General features: G+C 73.8%; 14 protein-coding genes and 1 riboswitch. Of the genes, 6 read left to right on the forward strand and 8 right to left on the reverse strand.

The features are described 5' to 3' along the window. Window positions 1-17: 17 nt before the first annotated feature. The 3 genes from ACI79C_RS13435 to ACI79C_RS13445 all read right to left on the reverse strand — a co-directional run bounded on the left by ACI79C_RS13435 (window position 18) and on the right by ACI79C_RS13445 (window position 2663). A complete protein-coding gene (locus ACI79C_RS13435; protein WP_456946158.1) occupies window positions 18-149 on the reverse strand; it encodes a hypothetical protein in 132 nt (43 codons plus the stop codon). A 134-nt stretch (window positions 150-283) separates the two neighbouring features. After that, a complete protein-coding gene (locus ACI79C_RS13440) occupies window positions 284-1588 on the reverse strand; it encodes an MFS transporter (protein WP_456946159.1) in 1305 nt (434 codons plus the stop codon). 262 nt (window positions 1589-1850) lie between these two features. Continuing rightward, entirely contained in the window at window positions 1851-2663 is an 813-nt protein-coding gene (locus ACI79C_RS13445) for an LURP-one-related/scramblase family protein (RefSeq protein WP_456946160.1), read from the reverse strand. A gap of 62 nt (window positions 2664-2725) precedes the next feature. Between ACI79C_RS13445 and ACI79C_RS13450 the strand changes: the two genes are divergently transcribed. Together ACI79C_RS13450 and ACI79C_RS13455 are read left to right on the forward strand one after the other, a co-directional pair. After that, complete coding sequence (locus tag ACI79C_RS13450) at window positions 2726-4000, forward strand: ArgE/DapE family deacylase (RefSeq protein WP_456946161.1); 1275 nt, start codon at window positions 2726-2728, stop codon at window positions 3998-4000. Further along, window positions 3997-4629 (forward strand): HD domain-containing protein, encoded by a 633-nt coding sequence (locus tag ACI79C_RS13455; protein WP_456946162.1) that lies wholly within the window; start codon window positions 3997-3999, stop codon window positions 4627-4629. The genes ACI79C_RS13450 and ACI79C_RS13455 overlap by 4 nt, the downstream gene beginning before the upstream one ends. Here the strand turns inward: ACI79C_RS13455 and ACI79C_RS13460 are convergent. Continuing rightward, window positions 4595-4876 carry a DUF4031 domain-containing protein gene (locus tag ACI79C_RS13460; RefSeq protein WP_456946163.1) on the reverse strand — a complete coding sequence of 94 codons (282 nt, stop codon included), beginning with the start codon at window positions 4874-4876 and terminating at the stop codon, window positions 4595-4597. The genes ACI79C_RS13455 and ACI79C_RS13460 overlap by 35 nt on opposite strands. A gap of 36 nt (window positions 4877-4912) precedes the next feature. Here ACI79C_RS13460 and ACI79C_RS13465 point away from each other — a divergent pair, with 36 nt between their 5' ends. Next, a complete protein-coding gene (locus ACI79C_RS13465) occupies window positions 4913-5911 on the forward strand; it encodes a Gfo/Idh/MocA family protein (RefSeq protein ID WP_456946164.1) in 999 nt (332 codons plus the stop codon). Window positions 5912-5920: 9 nt separating this feature from the next. On the opposite strand, the gene ACI79C_RS13470 is transcribed toward ACI79C_RS13465, so the two are convergent. Then, window positions 5921-6763, reverse strand: a complete 843-nt coding sequence (locus ACI79C_RS13470; protein ID WP_456946165.1) for a DUF72 domain-containing protein — start codon at window positions 6761-6763, stop codon at window positions 5921-5923. Window positions 6764-6842: 79 nt separating this feature from the next. On the opposite strand from ACI79C_RS13470, the gene ACI79C_RS13475 reads away from it, so the two are divergent. Continuing rightward, window positions 6843-8264 (forward strand): glucose-6-phosphate dehydrogenase, encoded by a 1422-nt coding sequence (locus ACI79C_RS13475; protein ID WP_456946166.1) that lies wholly within the window; start codon window positions 6843-6845, stop codon window positions 8262-8264. Between the two features lie 339 nt (window positions 8265-8603). After that, entirely contained in the window at window positions 8604-10616 is a 2013-nt protein-coding gene (locus tag ACI79C_RS13480) for a fibronectin type III domain-containing protein (protein ID WP_456946167.1), read from the forward strand. Window positions 10617-10928: 312 nt separating this feature from the next. Here the strand turns inward: ACI79C_RS13480 and groL are convergent, their stop codons facing one another. From groL to thrC, 3 genes are all read right to left on the reverse strand, one after another. Further along, window positions 10929-12557 (reverse strand): chaperonin GroEL, encoded by a 1629-nt coding sequence (gene groL, locus ACI79C_RS13485; protein ID WP_456946168.1) that lies wholly within the window; start codon window positions 12555-12557, stop codon window positions 10929-10931. 420 nt (window positions 12558-12977) lie between these two features. Next, a complete protein-coding gene (locus tag ACI79C_RS13490; protein WP_091218572.1) occupies window positions 12978-13178 on the reverse strand; it encodes a cold-shock protein in 201 nt (66 codons plus the stop codon). A 206-nt stretch (window positions 13179-13384) separates the two neighbouring features. Beyond that, window positions 13385-14686, reverse strand: a complete 1302-nt coding sequence (gene thrC / locus ACI79C_RS13495) for a threonine synthase (RefSeq protein WP_456946169.1) — start codon at window positions 14684-14686, stop codon at window positions 13385-13387. Window positions 14687-14698: 12 nt separating this feature from the next. Beyond that, window positions 14699-14827, reverse strand: a riboswitch (SAM riboswitch). 59 nt (window positions 14828-14886) lie between these two features. Between thrC and ACI79C_RS13500 the strand changes: the two genes are divergently transcribed. Further along, on the forward strand, window positions 14887-15708 hold the full coding sequence (locus tag ACI79C_RS13500; RefSeq protein ID WP_456946170.1) for an HAD hydrolase family protein: 822 nt from the start codon (window positions 14887-14889) through the stop codon (window positions 15706-15708). Window positions 15709-15824: the final 116 nt, after the last annotated feature.

Here is a 15824-nt window from a genome sequence, read left to right on the forward strand (position 1 = left end):
GAGCGTCCCCGCGCTGCTCAGCTCGCCCGCCACCAGCGGCGGGTGGACCACGGGCCACGGCGGGTGCGGGTGCGGCGGCCGATCTGCTGCAGCAGTTCCCGCCGGTAGGCCAGCTCGGCCTCGAGGCCGGGGTTCGGGTAGGTCGCCATGGTCGTCTCCCGTCGTCGCGTCCGTTCCGACGACGTCGACGGTCGTGCTGAGGGTGGGGCTCGGGCATCGGGCGGTCGGGCAGTCCTGCCCCGCCGCCCGGCGTCTGAGGCCCCTCAGAGACCCCGGCGACCCCTCAGAGCAGCTCGGAGCCCTTCGTCTCCCGGAGGGTGAGGATGACGGCGAAGGCGAGCGCGGCGGCGATCGCCACGTACCAGAAGAACCACAGCGGGTGGCCGGCCTCGGAGAGCGCGGTGATGACCAGCGGGGCCGTGCCACCGAACGTGGCGACCGTCAGGTTGTACCAGGCGCCGATGCCGGTGGCCCGCAGCTCGGTGGGGAACAGCTCGCTCATGATCGCCGGCGCGATCGACGCCATGAGGGCGTAGAGCCCCAGCCCCGTGCAGAAGACCACGATCAGCGAGAACAGGTTGTCCCGCACGAGGAACGACAACGGCACGATCAGCACCGCCATCGCGCCCGACCAGATCAGCAGCTGCGGCTTGCGCCCGATGTGGTCCGACAGCTTCCCGAACGGGTAGCAGAGGGCCACGAACAGCGCCGTGCCGAGGGACAGCGCGATGAAGACGTCGGTCTCGTCGGCGTCCCGGAACGTGATCGCGAACGGCGTCAGCGCGCTGAAGAAGGTGTAGTACGACAGGGTCGACAGCAGCGTGAACGCGCACAGCTGCACCACGGCCTTCGGGTGGTGGCGGATGGTCTGCAGCAGCGGGTGCTTGGTCGCGCGGGCCTTCTCCGCGTTCTCCTCGAACTGTTCGGTCTCGACCAGGGACCGGCGCAGCCACATGCCGATCAGGCCGAGCAGGCCACCGATGAAGAACGCGATCCGCCACCCGTAGGACTCGAGCTGGTTGTCGTCGAGGACCCCGGTGAGCAGCACACCGAGCAGCGAGGCGGCCAGCAGCGCCGACCCCGTGGAGATGTAGAAGAACGACGAGTAGCGGCCGCGGTGGGCCGGCGGGGCGATCTCGCCGAGGTAGGCCGAGGCGTTGGACACCTCGCCGCCCAGCGACATGCCCTGCGCGATCCGCGCGAGCAGCAGCAGGATGGGCGCCAGCCAGCCCACCTGCTCGTAGGTGGGCAGGATCGCGATCACCATCGAGCCACCCGCCATCAGCAGGATGGTCAGCAGCATCCCCGCCTTGCGGCCGCGCAGGTCGGCGAACCGGCCGAGCAGGATGCCGCCCAGCGGGCGGAAGAAGAACGCCAGGGCGTAGGTCGACGTCGCCCCGATCAGCGCCAGCGCCTCGTTCTCGGCCGGGAAGAACTGGCCGGCGAAGAAGACGACGAAGGTGGCGTAGACCGTCCAGTCGAACCACTCGACGGCGTTGCCGATGCTCGCCGAGACCAGGGTCTTGACCGGCAGCCGGTGTCGTTCGTCGACGGTCCGGCCGTGGCCCTGCTGCACCGCGCCTGCCATGGGAACTCCCGATGTCGCCTCGGTCACACCTGTGGGACGACGGTAGGCGGGAGCTGCGGCGACGGCACGTCGGAGTGTGGGTCCGGACCGGATGACGGCCGCCTCGCGGCGAGAAGCACAACGCGGCTCCAGACCCCCGACCGGAGTCGGGGCGGTGGTCCGCGAAGGCGATAACCAATTGGCACCCGGGGGCACGATGCACCCGGCCCGGACGTCTTCGAGGCTACCCCTGGTCGCGGCCGCTCACACGGGCGAGGGCCGGTCAGTTGAGGCCGCGGTCGTCCTGCTCCAGCGCGGTGTCCACGGTCAGGGCCGAGGCGATGACCATGCTGGCCAGGGGCTCGGGCAGCCGGAAGTGGACGCGGACGACGTACCGGTCGGCCGTGGTGAACAGCGTCCGCGCCAGCCCCTCCCACGTCTTCGTGATCCGGGCCACCTCGGTGCCGGCGGCGTCGGTGATCGCGAAGTCCCAGGCCCGCCAGTTCTCCGCCTGGATCGCCCCGACCACCTGGCCGCCCACGACCAGGTCGAACCGGATCCGCCCGAAGACGGTGGCCTGGACGATCTCGCCCAGCACCTCCCCGGTCGGCCGCTCGACGACCACCCGGGACCGGACCAGCTTGGCCGGGCGGGTCAGGACGAGGACGACCCCGGTGGCGTCGCGGACCTCCAGTCGGTGGGTGAGGAACTGGTCGAGGTCCGACAGGAACCGCACGGCCTTCCTCAGCCCGCTCTGGCCGACCTCGACGACCGCGCCGACCCGGGTGCCGTCGCCGTCGAGCACCGCGTACTCGGTGGTCAGCTCGACCAGCTTGGTCTTCTGCTCCACCAGCAGGACCGGCTGGTCGCACAGCGAGGGCCCGTACCGGGCGGGGGCCCGCTGCGCCGGGGCCGGTACCCCACCGGGGGAACCGCTGCGCGGGTGCACCGGCGGGAGCTGGGCGACCGTCGGCACGGGCGGAGGAGGTGCGGGTGCCTGGACGTGCGCGGTCCAGCCCTGGCCGTCCCACCAGCGGGTGCCACCGCTCCCGGCGGGGTCGGGGTACCAGCCGGGCGGCGGGGGCGGGAGGGTCACGGCGGGCCACGCCAGCGTCCGCGGCGTCCGTCACCGGGCAGGCCGCGTGCCAGACTCCGGCCGTGCCCGACCTGACCTCCGCCGAGGCCCGCGTCCTGGCCGCCGTCGACGAGCGGGAGGTCGTCGACCGGCTGCGGACCCTGGTCGCCGTCCCGTCGGTCGGTGGCACCGCGGCCGAGAGCGAGGTGCAGCACCTCGTCGGGGACTGGCTCGACGAACTCGGCTGCCGCGTCGACCGGTGGCCCATCGACCTCGCCGAGGCCGCCGCCGCACCGGACGCGCCCGGCCAGGAGGTGGCGCGCACCGAGGCGTCCGGCGTGGTCGGGACCACGCCGGCCGCCGACGACGGTGTCCCCGCCCTGGTCTTCTCCGGCCACACCGACGTCGTCCCGCCCGGGGACCGGTCCCTGTGGCCCGCCCCGCCGTTCGAGCCGCGCGTCGCCGGGGGCGCCGTCCACGGCCGCGGCGCCTGCGACATGAAGGCCGGCGTGGTCGCCTCCCTCGCCGCGCTCGCCGCCGTGCGGACGGCGGGGGTGCGGCTGGCCCGGCCCCTGGCGGTGCACGCCGTCGTCGGGGAGGAGGACGGCGGCCTCGGCGCCTGGGCCACGCTGCGACGGGGCCACCGCGGCGACCTGTGCGTCATCCCCGAGCCGACCGCCGGCGCCGTCGTCACGGCCAACGCCGGGGCGCTGACCTTCCGGTTGGAGGTCGCGGGGCTGGCCGCGCACGCCGCCCACCGGGACCAGGGCGTGAGCGCGCTGGAGCTGTTCGAGGTGGTGCACGGCGAGCTGCGCGCGTTCGAGGCCGAGCGGCAGCGGGACGCCGACCCCCGGTTCGGCGGGGCCCGCTTCCCCTACGGGATCAACATCGGGCGGGTGCAGGCCGGCGACTGGGCCAGCTCGGTGCCCGACCGGCTGGTCGCCGAGGGGCGCTACGGCGTCCGGCTGGGCGAGCCGGTGGCGGAGGCCCGCGCGGCGTTCGAGGCGCGGCTGGCGGCCACGTGCGCGGCCCACCCGTGGCTGGCCGAGCACCCCGTCCGGCTCACCTGGACCGGTGGCGCGTTCGCCAGCGGCTCGCTGCCCGCGGGTGCCCCGCTGCTCCCCGCCGTCCAGAGGGCGGTCGCGGACGCCGGCACCGGCAGGGTCCCGCCGGAGCGGGCGATCCCCGCCGGCAGCGACCTGCGCCTGTACGCCGCCGCCGGCATCCCGACGCTGCACCACGGACCGGGCGACCTGCAGCTGGCGCACGGGCCGCTGGAGCGGGTGCCGGTCGCCGAGGTGGTCACCGCGGCGCGGGCGTTCGCGCTGCTGACCCTGCGCACCTGCGGGGTGGCATGAGCCTCGTCGGGTTCGAGGCCTGGGCGGACCTGACGGGCGACTCCCCCACCGCGCGCACCGAGTGGGCGGCGCTCGTCGCGGCGTGGAGCGAGCCGCACCGCCGGTACCACGACCTCGCCCACCTGGCGGCCGTGCTGGGGCTCGTCGGGGAGCTGGCGGACGCGGCGGCCGACCCCGACGCCGTCCGGCTGGCCGCCTGGTACCACGACGTCGTCTACGACCCGCGCCGCGCCGACAACGAGCAGGTCAGCGCGCAGCGGGCGCGGGCCGGGCTGCGCGGGCTGGTCCCCGAGGAGCGGGTCGAGGAGGTCGTGCGGCTGGTGCTGCTGACCGCCGGCCACGACCCGGCGCCCGGCGACGCCAACGGTGCGGTGCTGTGCGACGCGGACCTCGCCGTCCTGGCCGGGCCCCCGGCTGCCTACGCCGCCTACGCCTCGGCGGTGCGCGAGGAGTACGCGCACCTCTCCGACGCGGAGTTCACCTCCGGGCGCACCGCCGTCCTCGAGCACCTGCTGGCGCTGCCGCAGCTGTACCGGCTGCCGGCGGTCGCTCCGGAGTGGACCCCCCGCGCCCGGGCGAACATGGCCGCCGAGCTCAGCCTGCTGAGGGAGCGCGCCGGGTCTTCTTGAGCCGCAGGCCGGCGCCCATCAGACGGGACAGCAGCTCGCGGGAGCCGACCGGCAGTGCCCCGGCCGCCACGGCGACCTCGTGCAGCTCCTCGGGGACGTCGTAGTGGTCGCCCTGGAACGCCCGGCGCGGGATGCCCAGCTCCGCCGCGACGAAGGCGTGCAGCTCGTCGTAGGACACGTCGCTGACCAGGTGCGACCAGCGCCGCCCCCGCCAGGGCCACACCGGGGGGTCGATCAGCAGCGTCACGGGCGACAGTCTCCCCGCACCGTTAGCGTCGTGCCGGTGACCGCTGAGATCCGCTGGGGCATCGTCGGGCCGGGCCGCATCGCCGAGAGCGTCATGGGCGACTTCGCGCACGTCCCCGGCGCCCGGCCGGTGGCGGTCGCCTCCCGGTCGGCCGAGCGCGCTACCGCGTTCGCGCAGCGGCACGGCCTGGACCGCGCGCACGGGTCCTACGCCGACGTCCTGGCCGACCCTGAGGTCGACGTCCTGTACCTCGCGACGCCCCACCCGCAGCACCACGCGGTCGCGCTGGGCGCCATCGACGCGGGCAAGGCGCTGCTGGTGGAGAAGTCCTTCACCGCCACCCCCGCCGGCGCGGCCGAGGTGGTCGACCGGGCGCGCGAGCGCGGGGTCTTCGTCATGGAGGCGATGTGGACCCGCTTCCAGCCGGCCGTCGTGGCGCTGCGGGAGCTGGTGGCCGACGGCGCGATCGGCGAGGTCCGGTCGGTGCAGGCCGACCTCGGCGTCGCCCGCGAGTACGACCCGGCCGACCGGCTGTTCGCCCTGGAGCTCGGCGGCGGTGCGCTGCTGGACCTCGGGGTCTACGTCGTCTCGTTCGCGCAGATGCTGCTGGGCACCCCGGACACCGTCACGACGACGGGCTCGGTGTTCCCCACCGGCGCCGACGCCGAGGCCGCCCTCCTGCTGGGCTACGCCGACGGGCGCTCGGCGACGCTGACCACCTCGCTGCGGTACCCGACGCCCGGGCAGGCCCGCGTCTTCGGGACGGCGGGCTGGATCGACGTCCTGCCCCGCTTCCACCACCCGCGGACCATCGTGCTGCACCGGGCCGGCGCAGAGCCCGAGACGATCACCCGGGAACCGCTGGGCATCGGCTACGCACACGAGATCGCCGAGGTGACCGAGTGCCTGCGGGCCGGCCGGACCGAGAGCGCGGTCATGCCGCTGGCCGACACCCTGACGGTGCAGACGGTGCTGGGGCAGGCCGCCGAGGCGCTGGGCATCCGGCACGCGGAGGACCCCGCCGTCCTCCGGTGAGGGCGACCCTCACGTCCCGCTGCGGGAGGACCGCTGCGGGGACGGCGGGGAGGACGCCGCCTCCGTCGCCGCCCAGGCCGCCCCCGTCGCCTGGTCGAGGGTCGGCACGCGGGTCGGCGTCCGGCCGGTGCGGCGCACGGCCTCGGCGAAGAGCACCGCGTCGACGACCGCGGCGCATCCGGGGTCGTTGTTGAAGTAGACGAGCACGTCCTCCTCCGGTCCCCACGTGGCCGCCAGCCGGTCGGCCCACAGCTGCAGGGTCTCCGGCCGGTAGTGGGGCCACGGGGACGCGGCGCCGGTGTGCATCCGGAGGTAGCCCCACCCGGCAGTGCGCCACAGCGGGGCGACCGGCTGCTCATCGCGGTCGGCCCAGCACAGCGCCGCGCCGTAGCGCTCCAGCAACGCCCGGACCTCGTCGGTCCACCAGCTGTCGTGCCGGGGCTCGACGGCCACCCGGGTGCCTGCCGGGAACTGCGCCAGGCAGGTCCGCAGCAGCTCCGGGTCGGCCTTGAGCGTGGGCGGCAGCTGCAGGAGGACGACGTCGAGCCGCTCCCCCAGCCCCGCGGCGCGCTCCATCAGCCGGCCCACCGGCTCCTCGGGCTCGCGCAGCCGCTTGACGTGGGTGAGGAACCGGCTGGCCTTCACCGCCCACCGGAAGTCGGCCGGGGTGCGCGCCCGCCAGGCCTCGAACGTGGCCCGCTCCGGCAGCCGGTAGAAGGCGTTGTTGCTCTCCACCGTGGCGAAGTGCTCGGCGAGGTGCTCCAGCCAGAGCCGCTGTGGCAGGCGCTGCGGGTAGAAGCGGCCGCGCCAGTCGCGGTACTGCCAGCCCGACGTCCCGATGACCACGACCACGGCCTGCCCCTACCCGGCCGGGCCCCCGCCGCACGCCCCCGTACGGGTGACCGCGGCGCGGACGGGGCACAGGAGCGGCGTGACCGACCTGCCGCCCACCGTCTTCGTGCTCTTCGGCGCCACCGGGGACCTCGCCCGCCGGATGGTGCTGCCCGCCTTCTTCCAGCTCGCCCAGCAGGACCTGCTGCCCCCGGACTGGCGGCTGGTCGGCAACGGACGGGGGGACGTCTCGCACGAGGACTTCGCCGGCCGCGTCCGGGAGGCGCTCGAGGAGTTCGGGCCCCTGGGTGGGCAGGGGGACGACGCCGAGGGGCCCTGGGAGGAGTTCGCCACCCGGCTGCGGTTCGCCGGGGGCGGCTTCGAGGAGTCCGACCCCGGCAGCCTGCTCGACGTGCTCGAGGAGGCCCGGGGCGAGCTGGGCGGGGACGCGCAGCTGGTCCACTACCTCGCCGTCCCGCCGTCGGCGTTCGAGAAGCTGACCCGGGGCCTGCAGGAGCACGGGCTGGCCGAGGGTGCGCGGGTGGTCTACGAGAAGCCCTACGGCACCTCGCCGGAGACCTTCCGCGAGCTCGACGAGCTGGTGCTGTCCGTCCTCGACGAGGACCAGGTGTTCCGGATCGACCACTTCCTGGGCAAGGAGGGCACCCAGGACCTGCACGTGCTGCGGTTCGCCAACGGGCTGTTCGAGCAGCTGTGGAGCCGGGAGCACGTCCGCCAGGTGCAGATCGACGTCCCGGAGGACCTCGACGTCGCCCAGCGCGCGGAGTTCTACGACGCCACGGGCGCGGCGCTGGACATGCTGGTCACCCACCTGTTCCAGCTCGCCGCCGAGGTGGCCATGGAGCCGCCGGCCAGCTTCTCCCCCGCCGACCTGCTGGAGGCGCGGGAGTCCGTGCTCGCCGCATTCCGCCCGCTGGACCCCGACGAGGTGGTGCTCGGGCAGTTCGACGGCTACACCGACATCGAGGGCGTGGCCGACGACTCGACGACCGACACCTTCGTCGCGGCCCGGCTGTGGGTCGACACCGACCGCTGGCGCGGCGTCCCGTTCGTGCTGCGCACCGGCAAGCGGATGGCGGCCAGCGAGCAGCGGGTCAGCCTCCTGCTGCGCAGGCCGGAGGGGCCGGTGACCGGCGTGCCCGGGCACGGCAACGTGCTCTCGCTGTCCCTGAGCGGGTCCGGCGCGGTCGACCTGACGCTGGTCGCCAAGGAGCCCGGCCCGGACCTCGCCCTGGCCCGGGCGACCGCGACCCTCCAGCTGGCCGACGTCCCGGGCGGGACGCCGCTGCCGCCCTACGTCTCGCTGCTGCACGACGTCCTGGTCGGCGACCGCTCCCTGTTCACCAGCAGCGCCGGGCTGGCCTGCGCGTGGCGGGCCTTCGCCCCGCTGCAGGAGCACCCGCCGAGGCCGCACCGGTACGCACCGGGCTCCTGGGGGCCGGCCGAGGCCGACGCCCTGGCCGAGCCGGCCGGGTGGCTGCTGGGCCCGAGCGGGGGCTGACCCCCGCCTCGTCCTCCCGGCGTCGGTGCAGGTCAGTGGGTGACGGGGACCCGGCGGGGGCGGCACCGCCGTGGTCGTACGACGTCCGTCGCCCCACGCATTGGGGGAACGCCTCCCCCCTCGTCGCGGCTCCCCGCGCACCCGTCCGTGCGACGACCGTCTGACCGACCCTCCGGTGTCCGGAGGGAGCCAGGACGGCTCGGACTGCGGAGAGAGGCCATGACCAGGACACGACCGACCAACCACGGCGGTCGCGGGGGCGGGACTGCAGATGCGGCTCCCTCCCCCTCGCGACTGTCGCCCCACAGCACGCGGACCCGCCTCGCCACTGCCGGCCTGGTGGCCGCCACGGCCACCGGCGGGCTCATCGGCTTCGCGACCAGCGCCTCGGCCGGCACCCCGCCGACGGGGCCGGGGAACATCGAGGTGTTCCCCTCCCGCGACATGGTGGCCATCGAGGGCTACACCGCCCAGGCGGGGCAGACCGCGACCCTGACGGTCACCCGCGGCGGCCAGACCGTCGGCACCGCCACGGGCGTCGTCGACGCGACCGGCTTCATGGAGTGGAACCACGAGGCGACCCCGCGACCCGGTGGCGGGTTCGACGGGTGCTTCACCGACGTCACCCCCGACATCCAGCCGGGTGACGACGTGTCGGTCCGCTTCAGCGGCTCGCCCCTGGTCGACGGGATGAAGGTCAGCTCGGCCGAGGTCACCGGGGTGACCGCCAGCACGCCGGCCGAGGGCAACGTCAACACGGTCACGATCACCGGCACCTACGGCGCGGACGTCGACCTGAACCGGTTCGCCGTCGAGGTGGTCAACCCGGAGATGCGGGAAGCCGGCAGCGCCATCGGCGAGCGGGCCATCGGCTGGGGCCCGAACGAGCCGCCCGCGGCCACGCAGGGCTACACCGTGCAGGGCACCGCGGCCAACGGCGAGTTCTCGGTGACGTTCGGGGGCCTCTCGCCGTCCGACCAGCAGCTGGTCTTCGACGGCGAGAAGGTCGCGCTGAGCTGGATGGCCGACGCCACGACGGTCGAGGCCCAGCTCGGCCTGACGCTGTCGGAGTACGGACTCGTCGGCGGCGGCGCCCCCGGCTGCGCGCCGGGACCGGACGGCGCACGGCCCCCCGCGGGCGAGTTCTCGGTGGTGTGGAACAACCAGAGCCAGGCCACGGTCACCTGGGCGTCGGCCGCACCCGTCGCCGGCGGCGCGCCCGTCACCGGCTACAGCGTCGAGGCCATCGACCAGACGGCCGGCGAGAACGGCGCCCAGCAGCTGCAGGGCGCCCGAGTCGGTGCGGACGCCACCCAGGTCGTGCTGGACGGGCTGGACGCCGGCTCGTTGTACGACATCGAGGTGCGCTCGATGGTCGCCGGCGAGATCGGCGCACCGTTCGCCCTCGCAGGCACCGCGGAGCCCACGCCTCCGGAGGGCACGGCGCTGCAGCTGACCACGACGCCGGCCTTCAACGGCGACACGGCGGTCATCGCGGAGGACCGTCAGCTGACCCTGTCGGCCAACGCCGGGACGATCTACTACACCGTCGACGGCAGCGCGGTCACCACGGAGCCGAACGGCAACGTCCCGTCGCCGACCGCGAAGATCTACACGGCGCCGGTCCCGATCGCGGCCGACAACACGCGGGTCAACGTCGCGGTCATCGACGCCACGGGCGCCGTCGCGCACGCCACGGGCGTCGTGTCACCGAAGCCCGCGGCCGCCGCCGTCGCCCCGACCGGGCTGGCGATCACCAGCATCGCCGGTTCCGGGCCGAACAACGACGCCGGCCGGGTCAGCCTGGCCTGGAACCCGGTGCCCGACGCCACCGAGTACCGGGTCCGGGCGTACCTGAGGACGGACGCGACGAACACCAACGCGCTGCAGGCCGAGCGCGACGTCGTCGTCACCGGCACCACCGCTGAGGTGACCGGTCTGCCGAGGTCCGAGCCGGGGACGCGGTGGGTCTTCCGGGTCCAGTCGAAGACGGCGGCCGGGGCGCAGTTCTCCACGCTGTCCAACCCCGGGGTGAACGTCGTCCTCCCCGGTGACAGCGTCGGGCTGGACCTGGCGCAGTTCCGGACCGGTGACGAGTTCCGCATCAGCGGCTCGGGCACCGTGCCGGGTGCGACCATCACCGTCCACCGCCCGAACACCGCCGGCACCGGTCCGGCCGCCACGCCGATCGCCGGGTACCCCTCGGGGACGGTGGGCGCGCTGGAGGCCCCGGAGAACACCGGTCCGTGGCAGATCGTCCTCGACCCCGCACCGGCGACCGCGCCGACCACCATCTGGATCAAGTCCAGCCTGGGTGGCATCGCCGGTCCGTTCACCGTCGAGGTCCGGTGACTCCGGCCCGGCCGGGTCCCCGCCCCAGCCAGGGGTGAGCCCGCCCGGGAGGCGCCACGACTGAACACCCGAGGGCCCGTCACCATCCCGGTGGCGGGCCCTCGGCCTGCCCGTGTGCCGGTCGACGAGTCCTGCTGCTCCGCTCCCGACCGGCACCCACGAGATCTGCACAGTGGTCGCGATCAGCCGCTGATGGCGACCACTGTGCAGATCTCGCCGCGGGGACAGTTCCCGGGAACGCCGACAGGGGCGGCCCCGCGTGGTGCGGGACCGCCCCTGCCGGGCAGTGCTGGTGTTACGAGGGGGCGGGACTCAGAAGTCCATGCCGCCCATGCCACCGTCGGCGCCCGGCATGGCCGGGGCGGCCTTCTCCGGCTTGTCGGCGATGACGGCCTCGGTGGTGAGGAAGAGCGCCGCGATGGAGGCGGCGTTCTGCAGCGCAGAGCGGGTCACCTTGGCGGGGTCGATGATCCCGCTGGCGACGAGGTCCACGTACTCGCCGGAGGCGGCGTTGAGGCCCCAGCCGGTGTCGGAGTTGCGCACCTTCTCCGCGACGACGCCGCCCTCGAGGCCGGCGTTGACGGCGATCTGCTTCAGCGGCGCCTCGAGCGCGACGCGCACGATGTTGGCACCGGTCGCCTCGTCACCCTCGAGCTCGAGCTTGTCGAACGCGACGGCGGTGGCCTGCGCCAGGGCGACGCCACCACCGGCGACGATGCCCTCCTCGACGGCGGCCTTGGCGTTGCGCACCGCGTCCTCGATGCGGTGCTTGCGCTCCTTGAGCTCGACCTCGGTCGCGGCGCCGGCCTTGATGACGGCGACGCCACCGGCCAGCTTGGCCAGGCGCTCCTGCAGCTTCTCGCGGTCGTAGTCGGAGTCCGACTTCTCGATCTCGGCGCGGATCTGGTTCACCCGGCCGGCGATCTGGTCGCTGTCACCGGCACCCTCGACGATCGTCGTCTCGTCCTTGGTGACGACGACCTTGCGGGCGCGGCCCAGCAGCTCGAGGCCGGCGTTCTCCAGCTTGAGGCCGACCTCCTCGCTGATGACCTGGCCACCGGTGAGGATGGCGATGTCGGTCAGCATGGCCTTGCGGCGGTCACCGAAGCCCGGGGCCTTGACGGCGACGGACTTGAAGGTGCCACGGATCTTGTTGACCACCAGGGTCGCCAGGGCCTCACCCTCGACGTCCTCGGCGATGATCGCCAGCGGCTTGCCCGACTGCATGACCTTCTCCAGCAGCGGGAGCAGGTCCTTGACCGAACTGATCTTGCTGTTGACCACGAGCACGTACGGGTCGTCGAGGACGGCCTCCATGCGCTCGGCGTCGGTGACGAAGTAGGGCGAGATGTAGCCCTTGTCGAAGCGCATGCCCTCGGTGAGCTCGAGCTCGAGGCCGAAGGTGTTGCTCTCCTCGACGGTGATGACGCCTTCCTTGCCGACCTTGTCCATCGCCTCGGCGATGAGCTCACCGATGGCGGAGTCGGCGGCGGAGATCGACGCGGTGGCGGCGATCTGCTCCTTGGTCTCGACGTCCTTGGCCGTCGAGAGGAGGTACTCGGTGACCGACTCGACGGCCTTCTCGATGCCCTTCTTCAGGGCCATCGGGTTGGCGCCGGCGGCGACGTTGCGCAGACCCTCGCGGACGAGCGCCTGGGCGAGCACGGTGGCGGTGGTGGTGCCGTCACCAGCGACGTCGTCGGTCTTCTTCGCGACCTCCTTGACGAGCTCGGCGCCGATCTTCTCCCACGGGTCCTCGAGCTCGATCTCCTTGGCGATGCTCACACCATCGTTGGTGATGGTGGGGGCGCCCCACTTCTTCTCGAGGACGACGTTGCGGCCCTTCGGGCCGAGGGTCACCTTGACGGCGTCGGCGAGGGTGTTCATGCCCCGCTCGAGGCCGCGGCGCGCCTCTTCCTCGAAGGCGATCATCTTGGCCATGTGGTGATGTCCTCCATGCATGGATCGCTGCACGGCCGGGTTCGGCGCCCGCGACGGACGACACCGGCGGTCACGGGCACTCCGTCGGCCCGTACACCAGTGCCTCACCGTTCCGACCTGATTGGCACTCGGCACTGTCGAGTGCCAATCCCGAGTCTGGCACTCGACCCTGCCGAGTGCAAGAACGGGGTGTGACCGGCGACTGTTCCACGCCCCGTCGTCCCCCGGACGACACCGCACCACGTGCCGTCCCCCTGCTGAGCGGAGCTCACCCGGCCGCTGGTCGGGGACCCGCCGGGCCCCGCTCCTCGCGGCCACCACCACCCGGGACACGACCGAGGCCCGGCCCCCGCACGGGGACCGGGCCTCGGGAACGAGCTGTGGAGCTCAGGCGCTGAGCCCTTGCTCGCCTTCGCGAGCTCAGGCGACGCGGACGGCGTCCGCCTGCGGCCCCTTCTCGCCCTGGACGACCTCGAAGGTGACCCGCTGGCCCTCGTCGAGGCTCTTGTAGCCGTCCATCTGGATGGCCGAGTAGTGGACGAAGACGTCCTGGCCGCCGTCGACGGCGATGAAGCCGAAGCCCTTCTCGGCGTTGAACCACTTCACGGTGCCCTGTGCCACGTGTGCTCCCACGTTCGTGCGTTGCGGACGACCCCCGCCAACCAGGGGGCCGGGTCTAGCTCTTCCGCCCGTCGAACACGAACGTGGAACTGGAACCGCGGGAGAAGGTACAACACGAAAGCCGTGGTGAGAGCAACCTCACGCACGCGCCACACCGGATGGGGGGACACCGCCCCACACACCCGGACGCACCCGACCCTACCCCGTCACCCGATGAGGCCCGCGGCCCGGACCGAGGACAGCGACGGGTCGACCACGTGCGTGGGCCCGACGACCGGCTCCAGCGGGTCGAGGGTCTTCAGCCCCTCGCCGGTGTTGAGGATGACGGTCTCCTTGGCCGGGTCGAGCCGGCCGTCCTCGACGAGCTGCCGCAGCACCGCCACGGTCACGCCACCGGCGGTCTCGGCGAAGACGCCGGTGGTGCGGGCGAGGTCGCGGATGCCCCGCACGATCTCCTCGTCGCCCACCCGGCCGACCGCACCCCCGGTGCGCCGGATGGCGTCGAGCGCGTAGGGACCGTCGGCGGGGTTGCCGATGTTGAGCGACTTGGCGATACCGGTGGGCTTGACCGGCTTCACGACGTCCCAGCCGTTGTCGAACGCGGTGGCGATCGGGTCGCAGCCGGCGGACTGGGCGCCGAAGATCGTCCACTCGGTGGCCTCGACGATCCCGGCGGCGGTGAGCTCGCGGAAGGCCTTGTCCACCTTGGTCAGCAGGGAGCCCGACGCCATCGGGATGACGACCTGCGCCGGGATCCGCCAGCCGAGCTGCTCGGCGAGCTCGTAGCCCATCGTCTTGGAGCCCTCGGCGTAGTAGGGCCGCACGTTCTGGTTGACGAACGCGGTGTCCTCGAACTCGTCGGTCTCGGCGAGCTCGCTGGTCAGCCGGTTGACGTCGTCGTAGGAGCCCTGGACGGCGACCAGCGTCTGCCCGTACACCGCCGACTGCACGACCTTGCCCGGCTCCAGGTCGGCCGGGATGAACACGAACGAGGGCAGGCCGACGCGGGCGGCGTGCGCGGCGACGGAGTTGGCCAGGTTGCCGGTGGAGGCCGCGGCGATCTTCTTGTAGCCCAGTCCCTTGGCGGCGGTGGCCGCGAGGCTGACCACGCGGTCCTTGAACGAGTGCGTGGGGTTGGCCGAGTCGTCCTTGACCCACAGCCCACCGGTGAGCCCCAGCTCCGCGGCCAGCCGGTCGGCGCGGACCAGCGGGGTCAGGCCCGGGTCGAGCGAGACGCGGTCGGCCGGGTCCTGACCCACCGGCAGCAGGGCGACGTAGCGCCAGATGTTCTGCGGGCCGGCCTCGATCTGCTCGCGGGTGACGGCCTTGAGCAGGTCCTTGTCGTAGTCGACCTCGAGCGGGCCGAAGCACTCCGCGCAGGCGTGCTCGGCGATGAGGCCGAAGGTGGCACCGCAGTTGCGGCAGACCAGCCCGCGGGCCGGACACGGCGGGATCGGGCCGCCGGCGCTGGAGTCGGCCTGGACGGAGCCGGGAGCGGTCAGGGTCATGCGACGACTACCTCCTCATCTTCCCCGCGGCGGGCCGTCGAGCCGCGCGGGACGGAATTGGCACCTCTCGCTGCGCGGACGCGCAGGCGGCGGTTGCCGGGGCTTCGTCGGGCCGTGTCCCTCTGCCCCTCTGGATGAGTGGAACGCCTGCGACTGTACCCACGTGACCCGGGCCGCACCGGCCCGGCCACGATGTGGGCGTGGCAGCGCGCATCGTCTACACCGATCTCGACGGCACGATGGTCGGCCCGCGGGGCTCCTTCTGGCACACCGCCGCCCGGGACCTGACCGCCGCCCCGGCCAGTGCGCTGCTCGACCTGCACCGGGCCGGCGCTCTGCTGGTCCTGGTCAGCGGCCGCACGTACGAGCAGGTCGTGGAGGCGGCACGGATCTTCGCGGCGGACGGCGCGATCGCCGAGCTCGGCTCGGTGGTCAGCTGGGACGTCGGCCGCGGGGTGCACCGGCTGACCGGACAACTGCCGGCCGAGTACGCCGGGCGGACGCCGATGGAGGTGATGGCCGAGCTCGGCATCGTCGAGGACCTGCTGGCGCGCCACCCCGGCCGCCTGGAGTGGCACGCGCCCTGGCACGCCACGCACGAGACCGACGCGCTGCTGCGCGGCCGCGTCGACCCGCTCGCCGTGGACGCCGACCTGGCCGACCGCGGCACCGGCTGGCTGACGCTGAAGGACAACGGCGCCATCCCGACGACCTCGCGCATGACGCTGGCCCCGGAGGCGCTGCCGCCGCGGGTCTACCACCTCATGCCGCGCGGGATCTCCAAGGGCGCGGCGATCGCCTGGGACCTCGAGCGCCGCGGCCTCACGCCCGACGACGCGGTGGCCATCGGCGACAGCGTGAGCGACCTGGAGATGGCCCCCGCCGTCGGACGGCTCTGGGTGACCGCGAACGGGGCCACCGTCGACGGCATGGCCGACCTGCTCGACGCCGTCCCCAACGCGACCGTCACCGACGCCCCCATGGGCGAGGGCTGGGCCCAGGCCGTCCGCGCGAGCCTGTGAGCGGAGGGGGGGGGGGGGGGGGGGCGCCCCCCCCCCCCCCCCCCCCCCCCCGTACCCCCCCGGCGGGGCATGGGGGGTTACCCCCCCCCCCGAAAAAAACACCCAACACCACCCCA

The sequence above is a fragment of the Geodermatophilus sp. SYSU D00697 genome (genome assembly GCF_054050175.1).